The sequence below is a fragment of the Streptomyces sp. NBC_00096 genome (assembly GCF_045041305.1).
Lineage (GTDB): Bacteria > Actinomycetota > Actinomycetes > Streptomycetales > Streptomycetaceae > Streptomyces.
Genome location: NZ_CP108221.1, coordinates 6,011,179 through 6,024,107, shown reverse-complemented (window position 1 = coordinate 6,024,107; position 12,929 = coordinate 6,011,179). Strand labels below are relative to the sequence as shown.

Annotated in this window: 12 protein-coding genes; 6 read left to right on the top strand and 6 right to left on the bottom strand. The window is 72.7% G+C overall.

Annotation, left to right across the window (positions count from 1 at the left end):
* The first annotated feature begins 174 nt into the window (after positions 1 to 174).
* Together OG904_RS26730 and OG904_RS26725 are read left to right on the top strand one after the other, a co-directional pair.
* Positions 175 to 369 carry a hypothetical protein gene (locus OG904_RS26730; RefSeq protein ID WP_007262923.1) on the top strand — a complete coding sequence of 65 codons (195 nt, stop codon included), beginning with the start codon at positions 175 to 177 and terminating at the stop codon, positions 367 to 369.
* A 61-nt stretch (positions 370 to 430) separates the two neighbouring features.
* Positions 431 to 2,068, top strand: coding sequence for a hypothetical protein (locus tag OG904_RS26725; protein WP_405495148.1), 1,638 nt, complete (start codon positions 431 to 433; stop codon positions 2,066 to 2,068).
* A gap of 137 nt (positions 2,069 to 2,205) precedes the next feature.
* On the opposite strand, the gene OG904_RS26720 is transcribed toward OG904_RS26725, so the two are convergent.
* Positions 2,206 to 3,708: a PLP-dependent aminotransferase family protein gene (locus tag OG904_RS26720; RefSeq protein ID WP_405495146.1), complete on the bottom strand. Its 1,503-nt coding sequence runs from the start codon at positions 3,706 to 3,708 to the stop codon at positions 2,206 to 2,208.
* Between the two features lie 257 nt (positions 3,709 to 3,965).
* Here OG904_RS26720 and OG904_RS26715 point away from each other — a divergent pair, with 257 nt between their 5' ends.
* The 3 genes from OG904_RS26715 (at position 3,966) to OG904_RS26705 (ending at position 6,882) form a co-directional block, all read left to right on the top strand.
* Positions 3,966 to 4,736 carry a glycerophosphodiester phosphodiesterase gene (locus OG904_RS26715; RefSeq protein ID WP_405495144.1) on the top strand — a complete coding sequence of 257 codons (771 nt, stop codon included), beginning with the start codon at positions 3,966 to 3,968 and terminating at the stop codon, positions 4,734 to 4,736.
* A 69-nt stretch (positions 4,737 to 4,805) separates the two neighbouring features.
* The gene (locus OG904_RS26710; RefSeq protein WP_405495142.1) at positions 4,806 to 6,206 is read left to right on the top strand and encodes an MFS transporter; all 1,401 of its coding nucleotides are present in this window, start codon (positions 4,806 to 4,808) and stop codon (positions 6,204 to 6,206) included.
* A 301-nt stretch (positions 6,207 to 6,507) separates the two neighbouring features.
* Positions 6,508 to 6,882, top strand: a complete 375-nt coding sequence (locus OG904_RS26705; RefSeq protein ID WP_007262928.1) for an RNA polymerase-binding protein RbpA — start codon at positions 6,508 to 6,510, stop codon at positions 6,880 to 6,882.
* A gap of 210 nt (positions 6,883 to 7,092) precedes the next feature.
* On the opposite strand, the gene fxsA is transcribed toward OG904_RS26705, so the two are convergent.
* The 4 genes from fxsA to OG904_RS26685 all read right to left on the bottom strand — a co-directional run bounded on the left by fxsA (position 7,093) and on the right by OG904_RS26685 (position 11,098).
* Positions 7,093 to 7,695, bottom strand: coding sequence for an FxsA family membrane protein (fxsA, locus tag OG904_RS26700; protein WP_405495140.1), 603 nt, complete (start codon positions 7,693 to 7,695; stop codon positions 7,093 to 7,095).
* A gap of 92 nt (positions 7,696 to 7,787) precedes the next feature.
* Positions 7,788 to 8,558, bottom strand: a complete 771-nt coding sequence (locus tag OG904_RS26695) for a polyprenol monophosphomannose synthase (protein ID WP_405495138.1) — start codon at positions 8,556 to 8,558, stop codon at positions 7,788 to 7,790.
* A gap of 386 nt (positions 8,559 to 8,944) precedes the next feature.
* Positions 8,945 to 10,570, bottom strand: a complete 1,626-nt coding sequence (locus OG904_RS26690) for an amidohydrolase (protein ID WP_405495136.1) — start codon at positions 10,568 to 10,570, stop codon at positions 8,945 to 8,947.
* A gap of 87 nt (positions 10,571 to 10,657) precedes the next feature.
* The gene (locus OG904_RS26685) at positions 10,658 to 11,098 is read right to left on the bottom strand and encodes an Lrp/AsnC family transcriptional regulator (protein WP_328303565.1); all 441 of its coding nucleotides are present in this window, start codon (positions 11,096 to 11,098) and stop codon (positions 10,658 to 10,660) included.
* Between the two features lie 219 nt (positions 11,099 to 11,317).
* On the opposite strand from OG904_RS26685, the gene OG904_RS26680 reads away from it, so the two are divergent.
* Complete coding sequence (locus OG904_RS26680) at positions 11,318 to 11,764, top strand: hypothetical protein (RefSeq protein WP_405495134.1); 447 nt, start codon at positions 11,318 to 11,320, stop codon at positions 11,762 to 11,764.
* Positions 11,765 to 11,779: 15 nt separating this feature from the next.
* Here OG904_RS26680 and OG904_RS26675 read toward each other — a convergent pair whose 3' ends face one another.
* Positions 11,780 to 12,883 carry a phosphotransferase family protein gene (locus tag OG904_RS26675; protein ID WP_405495132.1) on the bottom strand — a complete coding sequence of 368 codons (1,104 nt, stop codon included), beginning with the start codon at positions 12,881 to 12,883 and terminating at the stop codon, positions 11,780 to 11,782.
* Positions 12,884 to 12,929: the final 46 nt, after the last annotated feature.

The following is a 12,929-nucleotide window of genomic DNA, read 5'->3' as shown; positions in this document are numbered from 1 at the left end:
CAATGATCACCCCGTGACCCCCGTCCCCCGATGTGCCTGGCGCGCCAGCCGGGATGGGCCGGTCAAGTGAAAGATTGCCAGATTCACCCGTATGCACCTTTTATCGCATTGATACTTCCTGTGAGCCTGGAAGAACTGATGGTGACTGTCCCCACCCACCAGGAGAACTGACTCATGGTCCTGTCCATCTCAGGTGTCGTCCTGCTCGGCATCATCTGCTTCCTGTTCTTCAAGAAGGACGGCATGAAGCTGACGCACGCGTTCGTGTGCGCGCTCTTCGGCTTCTTCCTCGCCGGTTCGGCCATCGCCCCCAGCATCACGGCGAGCACGGCGAGCCTCGCGAGCCTGCTCGGCGGGATCAAGCTCTAGCGCCCGCCCCCCAGGCAACCACCCGAAGCACCCGAAGCACCCACAACTCCAGGAGACGCCCGTGGCCCGGCGCCCACTTCCCCGAATCCTCAGCAGCGGCACCGTGTCGCTGACCCGGGGCCGCGACCTCGCTCGCACGGCCGCCGACAGTGCCACGGACGTCCTCCATCCGCTCCTCACCATCGGACGCGGCCTGCGCATCCTGGCCTCGGCCGGGCGGCGCAAATGGTGCGACACCCCCAAGGACAAGCGTGGTCCCGCGCTGTTCCTGGGAGCCGCCTGCGTCCTCGTGGTCGCGCTCGTCCCCTACGGCCCCCTCACCGCCCTGATCACCCTCATGGCGGCGGCGGCCTGGCAGGGACGCGACCGCACCCCGGTGAAGACCGGGCCCAGCGATGCCGAGACCGAACGCCTCGGCTCCCTCTACGAAGCCCTCGTGCCGTACTTCTCCATCCCGGAGGACCCGAGCCCCCTCTTCGCCCACGGCGGCGAGTGGGACAAGGCCTTCAGCGGCTACGAGTTCGACGAGGCGGGCCGCGTCACCCGGCTCCACATCCGCTACCCGGCCTACTTCACCGATGGCGAGGCCGCGTCGAGGGCCCGGATCGAGGCACTGCTGCACGCCAAGTCCGGGCGCGGACGGGAGTATCTCTTCGACTGGGACGAGGAGGGCAACCAGCTCGACCTGAGTGTGCTGGCGGCGCTGCCGACAGGTATCGCCGCCCAGCCTTTCGTCACCTCCCCCGGTGAGACCGTGCTCGGCTTCACCGACCCGGGCGGCGTGCAGCGCACCCTGCCCGTCCTGGAGGGCGACGAGCCCCGCGACATGCCGCCGGTCATCTGGCGCACCGGAGCCCGGTCCGCCGAGCCCCACCTGCTGGCCGTCGGCCAGCCCGGCAGCGGCACCTCCACGCTGCTGCGCTCCATCGCCCTGCAGGCCCTGCGGCACGGGGGCGACGTACTGGTCGTGGAGGGCGGCGGCAGCGGCGAGTACTCCTGCCTCTCCGGCCGCGCCGGGGTCCTCGCCGTGGAGTGCGGGCCGACCGGGGCGCTGGCCACCCTGGAATGGGCCGCCCGCGAGACCGAGCGGCGCCTGATCGCCACCCACCGCGCCCGCGAAGCCGGCCGGCCCGCGCCCGAGGACACCCGGCGCCCGCTGTGGATCCTGCTCGACCGGCCCACCGTGCTGGCCCACCTGGCCACCGCCGAGGGCGCCCCCGACCCGCTCGCGCAGCTCCAGGTGCCGCTGCGGCACGGGCGCGCCGCGCACATCACCGTGGTGGTGGCCGAGCAGTTCGACCACCTGGAGCTGCTGCACGACTCCGTCTGGCAGCACACGCGGGCCCGGGTGGTGCTCGGAGCCGCCGCGGTCCAGCAGATCGCCGACGTCCTGGGACTGCCCCCGCACACCACCCCGACGGCCCTGCTGCCCCCGGGGCGCGGGTACGCCCGGCTCGGCGCCGGACCCGTGCACCGGCTGCAGGTGCCGGCGACGCCGGACCCGTACGACGAGGCCACCCACCCGGCGCACCGCCAGGCGGTACTGGATCTGCTGCCCGAGCGGCAGGCCTCGTCCAGGCCCGTCCCGGACCACGTCACCCTGAGCAAGCCGCTGCACATCGTCCAGCCTCCGGCCCGGGCGCAGGATCCCGCGATCGACGCCTCGGAGATCCCCGAGGTGCCGGCGGACGCCCCATAGGCCGTCTCTTTCGGATCTTGCCGGGCCCGCGGCGTCTGGCACCACGGGCTCGGCCGACAAGATCCGAAAGAGACGGCCGAGGCCTTCCGGCCGGTCCCGGCGGACGCCCGCAGCCCTTCCGTACGGACCCGGCCCTGCTACGCGACGAACGTGCGCGGGGGCTCCGCCCCGCCGCCGCCCGCTCCCGTGGCGACCAGCCGGGCCGCGGCGGCCAGCCGGACGGCCGCCTCCTCCGCCACCGGGCCGCCGACGGTGAACGGCAGGCGGACGTACCCCTCGAAGGCCCCGTCGACACCGAACCGGGGCCCCGAGGGGACCCGTACGCCGACCCGCTCCCCCACCTCGGCCAGCCGGGAGCCGGACAGCCCGCCCGCGCGGGCCCACAGGGTCAGCCCGCCCAGCGGGACCCGGAACTCCCAGTCCGGCAGCTCCCGGCGGACCGCCGCCACCAGCGCGTCCCGGTTCTCCCGGGCCTGGTCGCGGCGGATCTCCACGGCCTCCGCCCAGCCCCCGGTCCGCATCAGCCAGTCCACCGCGAGCTGTTCCAGCACGGGCGTGCCGAGGTCGGCGTATGCGCGGGCGGCCACGAGGCTGCGGATGACGTCGGGGGCCGCGCGGACCCAGCCGATGCGCATGCCGGCCCAGAAGGCCTTGCTGGCGGAGCCGACGGTGATCACGGTGGAGCCCGCCGGGTCGAAGGAGCAGACCGGGCGCGGCATCTCCAGCGCCGGATCGAGCTGGAGCTCGATCATGGTCTCGTCGGCGACGAGCACGGTGCCGGCCGAGCGGGCCGCTTCCACCATCGCGCGGCGCTGCTCGTCGGAGGCCAGCGCCCCGGTCGGGTTGTGGAAGTCGGCGACCACGTAGGCGAGGCGCGGGGCGGAGTCGCGCAGCACCTGGCGCCAGACGTCCATGTCCCAGCCGGTCAGCCCCTCCCCCATCGCGACCGGCACGAGGCGGACGCCTGCGGCGCGCATGAGCTGGAGGATGTTGGCGTAGGAGGGGGATTCGACGGCGATCCGCTCTCCGCGCCCCGCGAAGAGGCTGCAGATGGCGTCGATGGCGCCCATCGCCCCGGTGGTGACCATGATCTGTTCGGGCATGGTCGGGATGCCGCGCTCGGTGTAGCGGTCGGCCAGCATGCGGCGCAGTGCGGGAAGTCCGGCCGGGTAGTCCCCGTGGGTGTGGGCGTACGGCGGCAGTTCCTCCAGGGCGCCCTGGACGGCCTTGGTGAGCCAGGGCTCGGGGGCCGGGAGGGCCGCGCAGCCCAGGTCGATCATCGAACCGAGGGACTCGGGGGGCAGCGGTTCCAGTCCGCGGGCCGGCATCGGGTTTCCGGCGGGCACCGAGGTCCAGCTGCCGGCGCCCCGGCGGGACTCCAGGAAGCCCTCGCCGCGCAGGGCCTCGTAGGCCGCGGCGACGGTGGTGCGGCTCACCGAGAGCGCGACGGCGAGCTCGCGCTCGGCGGGGAGCCGGGCGGCGACGGGCACCCGGCCTTCGAGGACCAGGAGCCGGATGCCGTCGGCGAGGGAGCGGTACGCGGGCGGCTTCCGCGCGCCGGGCGCGGCGGCGCGGCCCTGCTGGGAGGTGATGAGCCGGCCGAGCTGTGCGGCACCGACGGCCGAGGTCCACTGAGCCATGTCGTCCGGTCCACTTTCATCGAATTGGCCTCTGCCCGTCCGGGACGGGCCGGTATTGGATTGGTTCTGCCGGTCCAGGGTGCCACGGACCGATCCGCCGGGGGGAGGCCGGGTGCGCCTGCGCCCCGGGCCCGCGGATCGCGTGCGTGCGGTCCGGCCGCGAGCCGCGGGCGCTCCTGGACCGGCCGGCGGGGCCGTTCACGGGCCGGACACCGGGGGCCTCCCCTCCCGGCGGGAACAGCGGGCATACTGCCGCGGTGACGCACGTACGCCTTCCCCATCCCTATCTCGACCACCCGGCCCCCATCCCCTTCGCGCATCGCGGCGGGGCCTCGGACGGGCTGGAGAACACCGCCGCCGCCTTCCGGCGGGCCGCCGAAGCGGGTTACCGGTACTTCGAGACCGATGTGCACGCCAGCGCCGACGGGAAACTGGTCGCCTTCCACGACGCCACCCTGGACCGGGTGACCGACGGGCGGGGCCGCATCCGCGAGCTGCCGTGGAGCCGGATCCGGGAGGCCCGGGTCGGCGGTACCGAACCGCTCCCCCTCTTCGAGGACCTCCTGGAGGAGTTCCCCGACGCCCGGTGGAACGTGGACATCAAGGACGAGTCCGCCCTGCACCCGCTGGTCAACCTGATCGCCCGGGCCGGGGTCTGGGACCGGGTGTGCGTCGGCTCGTTCTCGGAGCGCCGGGTGGCCCGGGCCCAGCGGATCGCCGGCCCCCGGCTGGCGACCTCGTACGGGGTTTCGGGGGTGCTCGGGCTGCGGCTGCGGTCGTACGCGATCCCCGCCGCGCTGCGCGCGGGCGCGGTGGCGGCGCAGGTGCCGGAGACCCAGGCGGGCATCCGCGTGGTGGACCGGCGCTTCGTGCGGACGGCCCACGAGCGGGGCCTCCAGGTCCACGTGTGGACCGTGAACGAACCGGAACGTATGGAGGCGCTACTCGATCTGGGAGTCGATGGCATCATGACCGACCAGATCGACATCTTGCGCGCGGTGCTGGACCGGCGCGGAGCCTGGGCCTGACGTGCCCTTACGGCCTCCGCGCCCGGTGACGGGGCCGTAGCGGTACGGGGACCAGCGAGGGGGGCACCGATGAGTGCGCAGACCACGGACGACGCGGAACCGGGGGCCGAGGACGGCAGACCGGCCGCCGGCGCGGCCGATGCCAGGGCAGCGGCGGCGGCACGCAAGCGGGAGCAGCACGGCTGGTACTTCTACGACTTCGCCTGCTCGGTCTACTCGACGAGCGTGGTCACCGTGTTCCTCGGCCCGTACCTGACGGCGGTGGCCAAGGCGGCCGCCGACTCCGACGGGTACGTCCACCCGCTGGGCATCCCGGTCCGGGCGGGCTCGTACTTCGCGTACTCCGTGTCGGCCTCGGTGCTCCTCGCCGTCCTGATCATGCCGCTGGTGGGGGCGATCGCGGACCGCACCGGCCGCAAGAAGCCGCTGCTCGCGGCGGCCGCCTACACGGGCGCGCTGGCGACCACCGGGATGTTCTTCCTGGACGGCGACCGCTATCTGCTCGGCGGACTGCTGCTGATCGTCGCGAACGCGGCCCTGTCCCTCTCGATGGTGCTCTACAACGCCTATCTGCCGCAGATCTCCACGCCGGACGAGCGGGACACCGTCTCCTCGCGCGGCTGGGCCTTCGGATACACCTCGGGCGCCCTGGTGCTCGTACTGAACCTGGTGGTCTACCAGGGCCACGACTCCTTCGGGCTCTCCGAGGGCGAGGCCGTACGGATCTGCCTGGCCTCGGCGGGGCTGTGGTGGGGCGCCTTCACGATCGTCCCGCTGCGGCGGCTGCGGGACCGCGCCGTGGTCCGGGAGGCGGGGGCGGAGCCGGCCGTCAGCGGCTGGAAGCAGCTCGTGGCCACGCTGAAGGACATGCGGCGCTATCCGCTGACCCTGTCGTTCCTGCTGGCGTACCTGATCTACAACGACGGCGTGCAGACCGTGATATCCCAGGCCTCCGTCTACGGCTCGGAGGAGCTGGAGCTGGAGCAGTCGACGCTGATCGTGGCCGTGCTGCTGGTCCAGATCCTGGCGGTGGCCGGCGCGCTGGGGATGGGCCGGCTGGCCGTCCGGCACGGCGCCAAGCGGACGATCCTCGGATCGCTGGCGGCCTGGGCGGTGACGCTGGCCGCCGGATACTTCCTGCCGGCCCGGACCCCGGTGTGGTTCTTCGCACTCGCCGCGATGATCGGACTGGTGCTGGGCGGGAGCCAGGCGCTGTCGCGCTCGCTGTTCTCGCACCTGGTCCCGGCGGGCAAGGAGGCCGAATACTTCTCGGCGTACGAGATGAGCGACCGGGGTCTGAGCTGGGTGGGACCGCTGGTTTTCGGGCTCACCTACCAGGTCACGGGCAGCTACCGGGACGCGATCATCTCGTTGGTGGTGTTCTTCGCACTGGGTTTCGTGCTGCTCGCCAGAGTGCCGGTGCGGCGCGCGGTGGAGGCGGCGGGGAATCCTGTACCCGAGCGGATCTGACTGGGGTCCGACGGACGCCGGGCACGTGAATTCGGAACAGATTTCGACGTTCAAGCGAAGGGCCGGTAGTGTACGCCTTTGGCCTGCCAGGCGGACCGTTACTGCGTGCTCATGAAGTGAAGACGTTGGGTGACATCTGCTGCCAGATGTGACAAAACGGGCACTGGTGGGTACAACAAGGGGCGGTACGACGGGCGACGCATGACCCGGAGCGGGAATCTATACCGCCGACCGGACGTTGACCGGATGACGACGACAGCGACACCTGTCCTGTGGGCGACAAGCCCGGGAGGCACGATTCATGAGTGAGCGAGCTCTCCGCGGTACGCGGCTCGTGGTTACCAGCTACGAGACGGACCGCGGCATCGATCTGGCCCCGCGCCAGGCGGTGGAGTACGCATGCCAGAACGGACATCGATTTGAGATGCCGTTCTCGGTTGAGGCAGAAATTCCGCCGGAGTGGGAGTGCAAGGCGTGCGGCGCCATGGCACTCCTGGTTGACGGGGATGGGCCCGAAGAGAAGAAGGGCAAGCCTGCGCGAACGCACTGGGACATGCTCATGGAGCGACGCACTCGCGAGGAGCTGGAGGAAGTGCTGGCCGAGAGGCTGGCGGTCCTGCGTTCCGGCGCCATGAACATTGCCGTGCATCCGCGGGACAGCCGCAAGTCCGCCTGACAGCCGGACGACAGCACAGCACAGCACAGCACCACCAGTAAGACAGCACCAAGCCGAGGGGCCCCGCCACACAGTGTGGCGGGGCCCCTCGGCTTTTGCGTTGCACCGCCTGGCCGGTCAGCGGCCCGTACGGTCCGCGGCGCCGTGCTGTCCGCGGCCGTGCTGTCCGCGGCCGTGCGGTCCGCGGCCGTGCGGTCAGGGAGTGAGCGGTCAGGGGGTGAGCGGCGGCCGGTAGCCGGTGCCGGCGCCCGACGCGGGCCCGGGGCGCTGCGGCCCGTCCTCGCGGATGACCTCGCCGTGGATGACCTCACCCTGGACGATCTTGCCGTCCGGGTAGTGGATACGGGCCTGCTGGAAGGCGTCGCCGAAGGTGCCGGCGGGTGCGGAGGCCATCTTCCGCTCCAGCGAGCCGGCGGCGCGGCGGCCGATCCAGGACCGGACGGGCGGGACCATCAGGACCAGGCCCACGGCGTCGGAGATCAGGCCCGGCATCATCAGGAGCAGGCCGGCCAGCATGGTCAGGCCGTTGCCCGTGCCGGGCTGCTGCGGGGCCGGCTGCCGGCCCGTCTGGGCCTGCTGGAAGGTGTCCGTCAGGTTCTTGAAGGCACGCCGCCCGGCCCGCTTGATGACCACCGCACCCAGCACCAGGCCGCCCGCGAGCAGCAGGGCGACGGCCCCGCCGCCGACCGCTCCGGCGACCAGGCTGAGCAGCCAGATCTCCAGGATCAGCCAGGCCGCGATGGCCAGGGGGAGGAACGTACGGGCGGGCGAACGCCGTCGGGGGGCCGTAGAGGTCGGAACTCCGGTCGTCATACCCCCAGTGTGCCTGGGCCGACATAAAAGCGTCCTCAGCCGGAGGTACCGGACATCCCCTAGGGGTGCGGCCCGGTCGGCCGCCACCGCCGCTACCTGCCGCGGACCTTGCCCGTCAGCCTGTCCGCGTGCTCCTTGAGGCCCCACTGGGTGACCCGCCAGAGGGCTTCGACCACGATGTCCTTGCTCATCTTGGAGTCGCCGAACTCCCGCTCGACGAAGGTGATGGGCACCTCGACCACCCGGAAGCCCTTGCGCACGGCCCGGCGGGCCAGGTCGACCTGGAAGCAGTAGCCCGCGGAGGCCACCTCGTCCAGGCCCAGGCCCTCGAGGGTCTCGCGGCGGAAGGCGCGGTAGCCGCCCGTCACGTCGCGGATCGGGACGCCCAGCATCAGCCGGGAGTACGTGGACCCGCCCCGGGAGAGGATCTCGCGGCTCTTCGGCCAGTTCACGACCCGGCCGCCCGGCACCCAGCGGGAGCCCAGGACCAGGTCGGCGCCCTCCAGGGCGGTGAGCAGCCTGGGCAGCTGCTCGGGCTGGTGGGAGCCGTCGGCGTCCATCTCGACGATGACGCCGTAGCCGTTCTCCAGGCCCCAGGCGAAGCCGGCCAGATAGGCGGCTCCGAGCCCTTCCTTGCCCTTGCGGTGCAGGACGTGGACGTGGTCGTCCGCGGCCGCCAGATCGTCGGCGAGCTTTCCGGTGCCGTCGGGGCTGTTGTCGTCCGCGACCAGGATGTGGGCCTCGGGTACGGCCGCGCGGACGCGGCCGGTGATCAGCCCGATGTTCTCCGCCTCGTTGTAGGTCGGAATGATCACCAAGGCCGTACCGAGCGGTCCGTGGCTTCGCTGTCCGCCGTCGCTCACTGATTCCCCTTTGGCGTTCTCGCACGTCCTGTGCGTCGCGCTGTACGTGGTGCGGTACGTCCCGCTGTACGCAGTGCGGTACGTCGTGCCCGCAGAGGATGATTTTAGAACAGCGATCGGGGCCCGCGGTCCTTCGGGCCGGACCGGCTCCCGCTGGCTGCGGGTCGCCTGCCCGTTGTCTACTGGACCGCAGGGCCCCGATCCGGGGCCACCCGCCCCCGAACCCCCTTCGGAGCAGGGGGGACGTCCTTCCGGCGAAACCTTCCCTCGCCCCCGAGGCGCGGGCGCGGCTGAGCGAACGGTTCCGTCCGGTACGGACGTCCGGTGGTGGACCCGGCCGAACCTATCCGGGTCCGGCCGCCCTCACCGAACCACGGCCCCCCGGATCACCCCTGTGGCCGTACGAATACCTCCCGGCCGCCGACCACGGTGGCCAGGCAGACCGGCAGTTCGCCGCCGGGGGTCAGGTCCGGCAGCCCCGGGGTGCCGGATCGAGGGTCCGTGGACCAGCGGGCGACCCGGTCGTCGGGGGCCTGGACCACCAGTTCGGCGGTCTGCCAGACGGCATAGTCGGCCGGGGCCCCGGGGACGAGGATGCCCGCGTCGTCCCGGCCCAGGGCCCGCCAGCCCCCGCGGGTGTGGGCGGCGAAGGCGGCCCGTACGGAGATGCGGTGGGCGGGCGTGTGGTGGAAGGCGGCCGCCCGGACGGTCCCCCAGGGGTCCAGCGGAGTGACCGGGGCGTCGGAGCCGAAGGCGAGCGGGACGCCGGCCTTGAGCATGGCGGCGTACGGGTTGAGGGTACGGGCGCGCTCCGCGCCGAGCCGGTCGGCGTACATGCCCTCCTCGCCGCCCCACAGCGCGTCGAAGGCCGGCTGCACGGAGGCGGTCAGCCCGAGCTCCGCGAAGGCGGCGATGGTGGCCGGGGTCATCATCTCGGCGTGCTCGACGCGGTGGCGGGCCGCGCGGACCCGGGCGAGACCGACCTTGTCGGCGGCGGCCCTGGTCCCCTCGACGACGGCGGTGATCGCGGCGTCGCCGATGGCGTGGAAGCCCGCCTGGAGGCCCGCCTCGGTGCAGGCGGCGACGTGTTCGGCGACGGCCCGGGCGTCGAGGTAGTCGGTGCCGGTGTGGGCGGCGTCCGCGTACGGGGCGTGCAGGCAGGCGGTGTGCGAGCCGAGGGCTCCGTCGACGAAGAGGTCGCCGGCGGCCCCGACGGCGCCGAGCTCCGCGACCCGGCCGAGGTCCCGGTCGGCCCAGTAGCCGAAGACCCGGGGGCCGGGGTGGGTGCGGGCCAGCTCCAGGAGGGCGGTGAAGTCCTCCGGGGAGGAGATCTCCGGGCCGCCGCACTCGTGGACGGAACCGATGCCGAGGGAGGCCGCCCGGTCGAGCGCGGCCCGCTGGGCCTCGGCACGCTGGGCCGGGGTCAGGGCGTCCAGCGCGGCGCGGCGCACGGCGTGGTGGGCGTCGCGGGTCAGCGGCTCGTCGGCGGCGCCGCGGGCCTCGGGGACGAGGTGGAGCAGGGCCGTCGTCACCACGGCGGAGTGGGCGTCGATGCGGCTGAGGTAGAGCGGCCGGCCGCCGGTGGCCTCGTCGAGCTCCTGCCTGCGGGGAGCCCGGCGCTCGGGCCAGCGGGCCGCGTCCCAGCCGTGCCCGAGGAGCACCCGGTCGGCGGGACGGCTGTCCGCGTACGCGCGCACGCGCGCGACGGCTTCGGCGAGGGAGGCGGCCCCCGAGAGGTCCAGGCCGGTGAGGGCGAGGCCGGCGGAGGTGGTGTGGACGTGGGCGTCGGTGAAGGCGGGCGTCACGAGCGCGCCGTCGAGGTCGACGACCTCGTCCACGCCCTGCGCGAAGGCGTCTGCGGCACCCTCGGAGCCGACCCATGCGATGTGGCCGCGCTCGACGACCATCGCGGTGGCGAAGGGATCGGCGGGGCTGTGAACCTCTCCGCCGCGCAGGAGGACGGTGCGGTGGGTTCCGGCGGCGGTGGCGGAGTCGGCGGTGCGGTCTGTCATACGAGAAGCATCTCCTTTTCCGCGCGCCGCTCGCACCGCTCGGCGCTGACGCGCTTCCCGGGCCCGGCAAGATCCGAAGGAGACGGCCTAGACGCGCGGCGGGCGGGCTTCGTACGGGGTGGAGAGGACCACCGTCGTGCGGGTGGAGACGTGGGCCAGGGCGCGCAGGCGGCCCAGGAGGTCTTCCAGCTCCAGGGGGGTCGCGACGCGGACCTTGAGGATGTAGTTCTCGTCGCCCGCGACGCTGTGGCAGGCCTCGATCTCGGGAACCCCGGACAGCCGCTCCGCGATGTCGTCCGGGGCGCTCGGGTCGAAGGGCTTGACCGAGATGAAGGCCGTCAGGGGCAGGCCGACGGCCTCGGGGTCGACGACGGCCGCGTACCCGCGGATGACCCCGCGCTGCTCCAGGCGGCGTACTCGCTGGTGGACCGCCGACGTGGACAGTCCGGTGGCCTTGCCCAGGTCGGTGTAGCTCATCCGCCCGTCCCGTACGAGCAGATCCACGATCTGGCGGTCCAGCTCCTCCATTGCGCTCATAGGCGCACAACTTACGGCCCCGAACCGCTTCAGGCACAGCCGTGTCCACGGATTGAGGCGGCACCTGCGCCGGGCATGTGACCAAGGCCACAAGGGTACGCGGGCGTAGGGCGGCTGGAAGTGGTTACTCGTGCCGCGTGACGGGAAGTGCTTGGGGTGGCCGTGGCCGAAGAACCTGCCCGCCCGGCCCACCCAAGGGGGAGTACATCCATGCTGAACACCAAGCGCGCCGGTCGCATCGAACCGGAGCCCCTGGAGATCGTCGAGAGCGGTTACGCCGACGATGACGACTACCTCGAAGACGCCGAGGGATTCGAGATCCACCACGCGATCTGCCCCGATTGCGGCCAGTCCATCGCCCTCGTCGCGGACGAGGAGTACCTGCCGCAGCACGCCCTCTGCCTGACCCCGTGGAACCCCTTCGGGCTCACGGTGTGCGCGGGCACCGGGCGGCCGGCCTCCGACGCGCTGCCCACCCTCGGCTTCGCCGACGGCGCGGCCCAGGAGCTGGAGCCCGTCGTGCACTTGGCGCTGCCGCAGGGGCTGGACTGGCGTACGCAGCCGTTCTCGCACGTCGGCGGCCCCGGCTCGCGCCCCGTGCGGATGCCGGCGCCCGCGGTGCTGCCGCAGATGCGCCAGCACGCGCAGGCCGCCTGAGCCCGGCCGGACCGGCTACCAGTACGTTCCCTGCACCATGGCGGCCAGACTGGCATGGTGCAGGATCAGCCCGTCCGGATCCGCCGGGACCTCGACCTCCCCGAAGTGCGCCTGCCGGTAGGCGATGCGCAGCATCACGATGCCGTGCCGCAGGGCGGCGTAGAGCGTGTGGAACTCCATGTCCCGCGGCGCGTGCCCGGTGAGTTCGGCGTACCGGCGCTCGATGTCCTCGCGGCGCAGGAAGCCGGGCAGGCCGGTCTGGCCGAAACTGACGGTCAGGTCCTGGAAGAAGCAGTGGAGGTAGACGGTCCAGCCGAGGTCGACCTCGCGCGGGGCGCAAGCCGCCATCTCCCAGTCCAGGACGGCCACGGGTGCGAAGCCGTCGGCCTCGTAGACGACGTTGCCGATGCGCGCGTCACCCCAGTTGAGGACGGCCGGGCCGCCCTCGTCGGCCGGCCAGAGTTCTTCGAGGCGGTCGAAGGCCCGCTCCAGCAGCGGTGATCGGGATTTGCCCGCCACCACCCAGTCGTAATAGGCGCGTTGGGCTTCCACATGGCGTCGCAGCGGACTGCCGTCCCCCTCCGGGAGGAGGAACCGCGCCTCCTCGGGCGGGAACTGGTCGTGCAGCCGGGCCAGCAGCGCGATGCTCGACTCCTGGAGCGCGGCGCGTTCGGCGTCGGTCGCGGAGTGCAGCCAGTTGCCCTCGTAGGTGTAGGGCATCACGTCGGGCGGTACGCGGCCCTCGGCGCGGGCCATGACGAAGAACGGGGCGCCGAGCGGGCCGGGGTCCTCTTCCAGCCACTGCACGCGCGGGACGGGCAGGTCGGTGTGGGTGGCGACCAGGCTCATGACACGGTGCTGGCGGGGCATGTCGTAGGTGGGGAAGACGGTGTAGGCGGCCGGGTCGGCGGCGAGGCGCAGCGCGCAGGCGCGGATCGGGGCGTCGGGGTGCTCGATGTCGAAGAGCAGGGTCTCGCTGGACATGCCGTTGGAGCCGGGGACGGAGACGTTGGTGACCTTCGCGCCGGGGAGTTCGGTGTCCAGCCAGGCAGCGAGGCGCCGGCCGAGTTCCTCGGGTTCGCGGGTGGAGGTGCGGGGGCGTGGTGCCGGTCCTGCCATGGGAGTACCCCTTCTCGTGGCCTGGCGTGGTGTGGTGTGGCCTGGC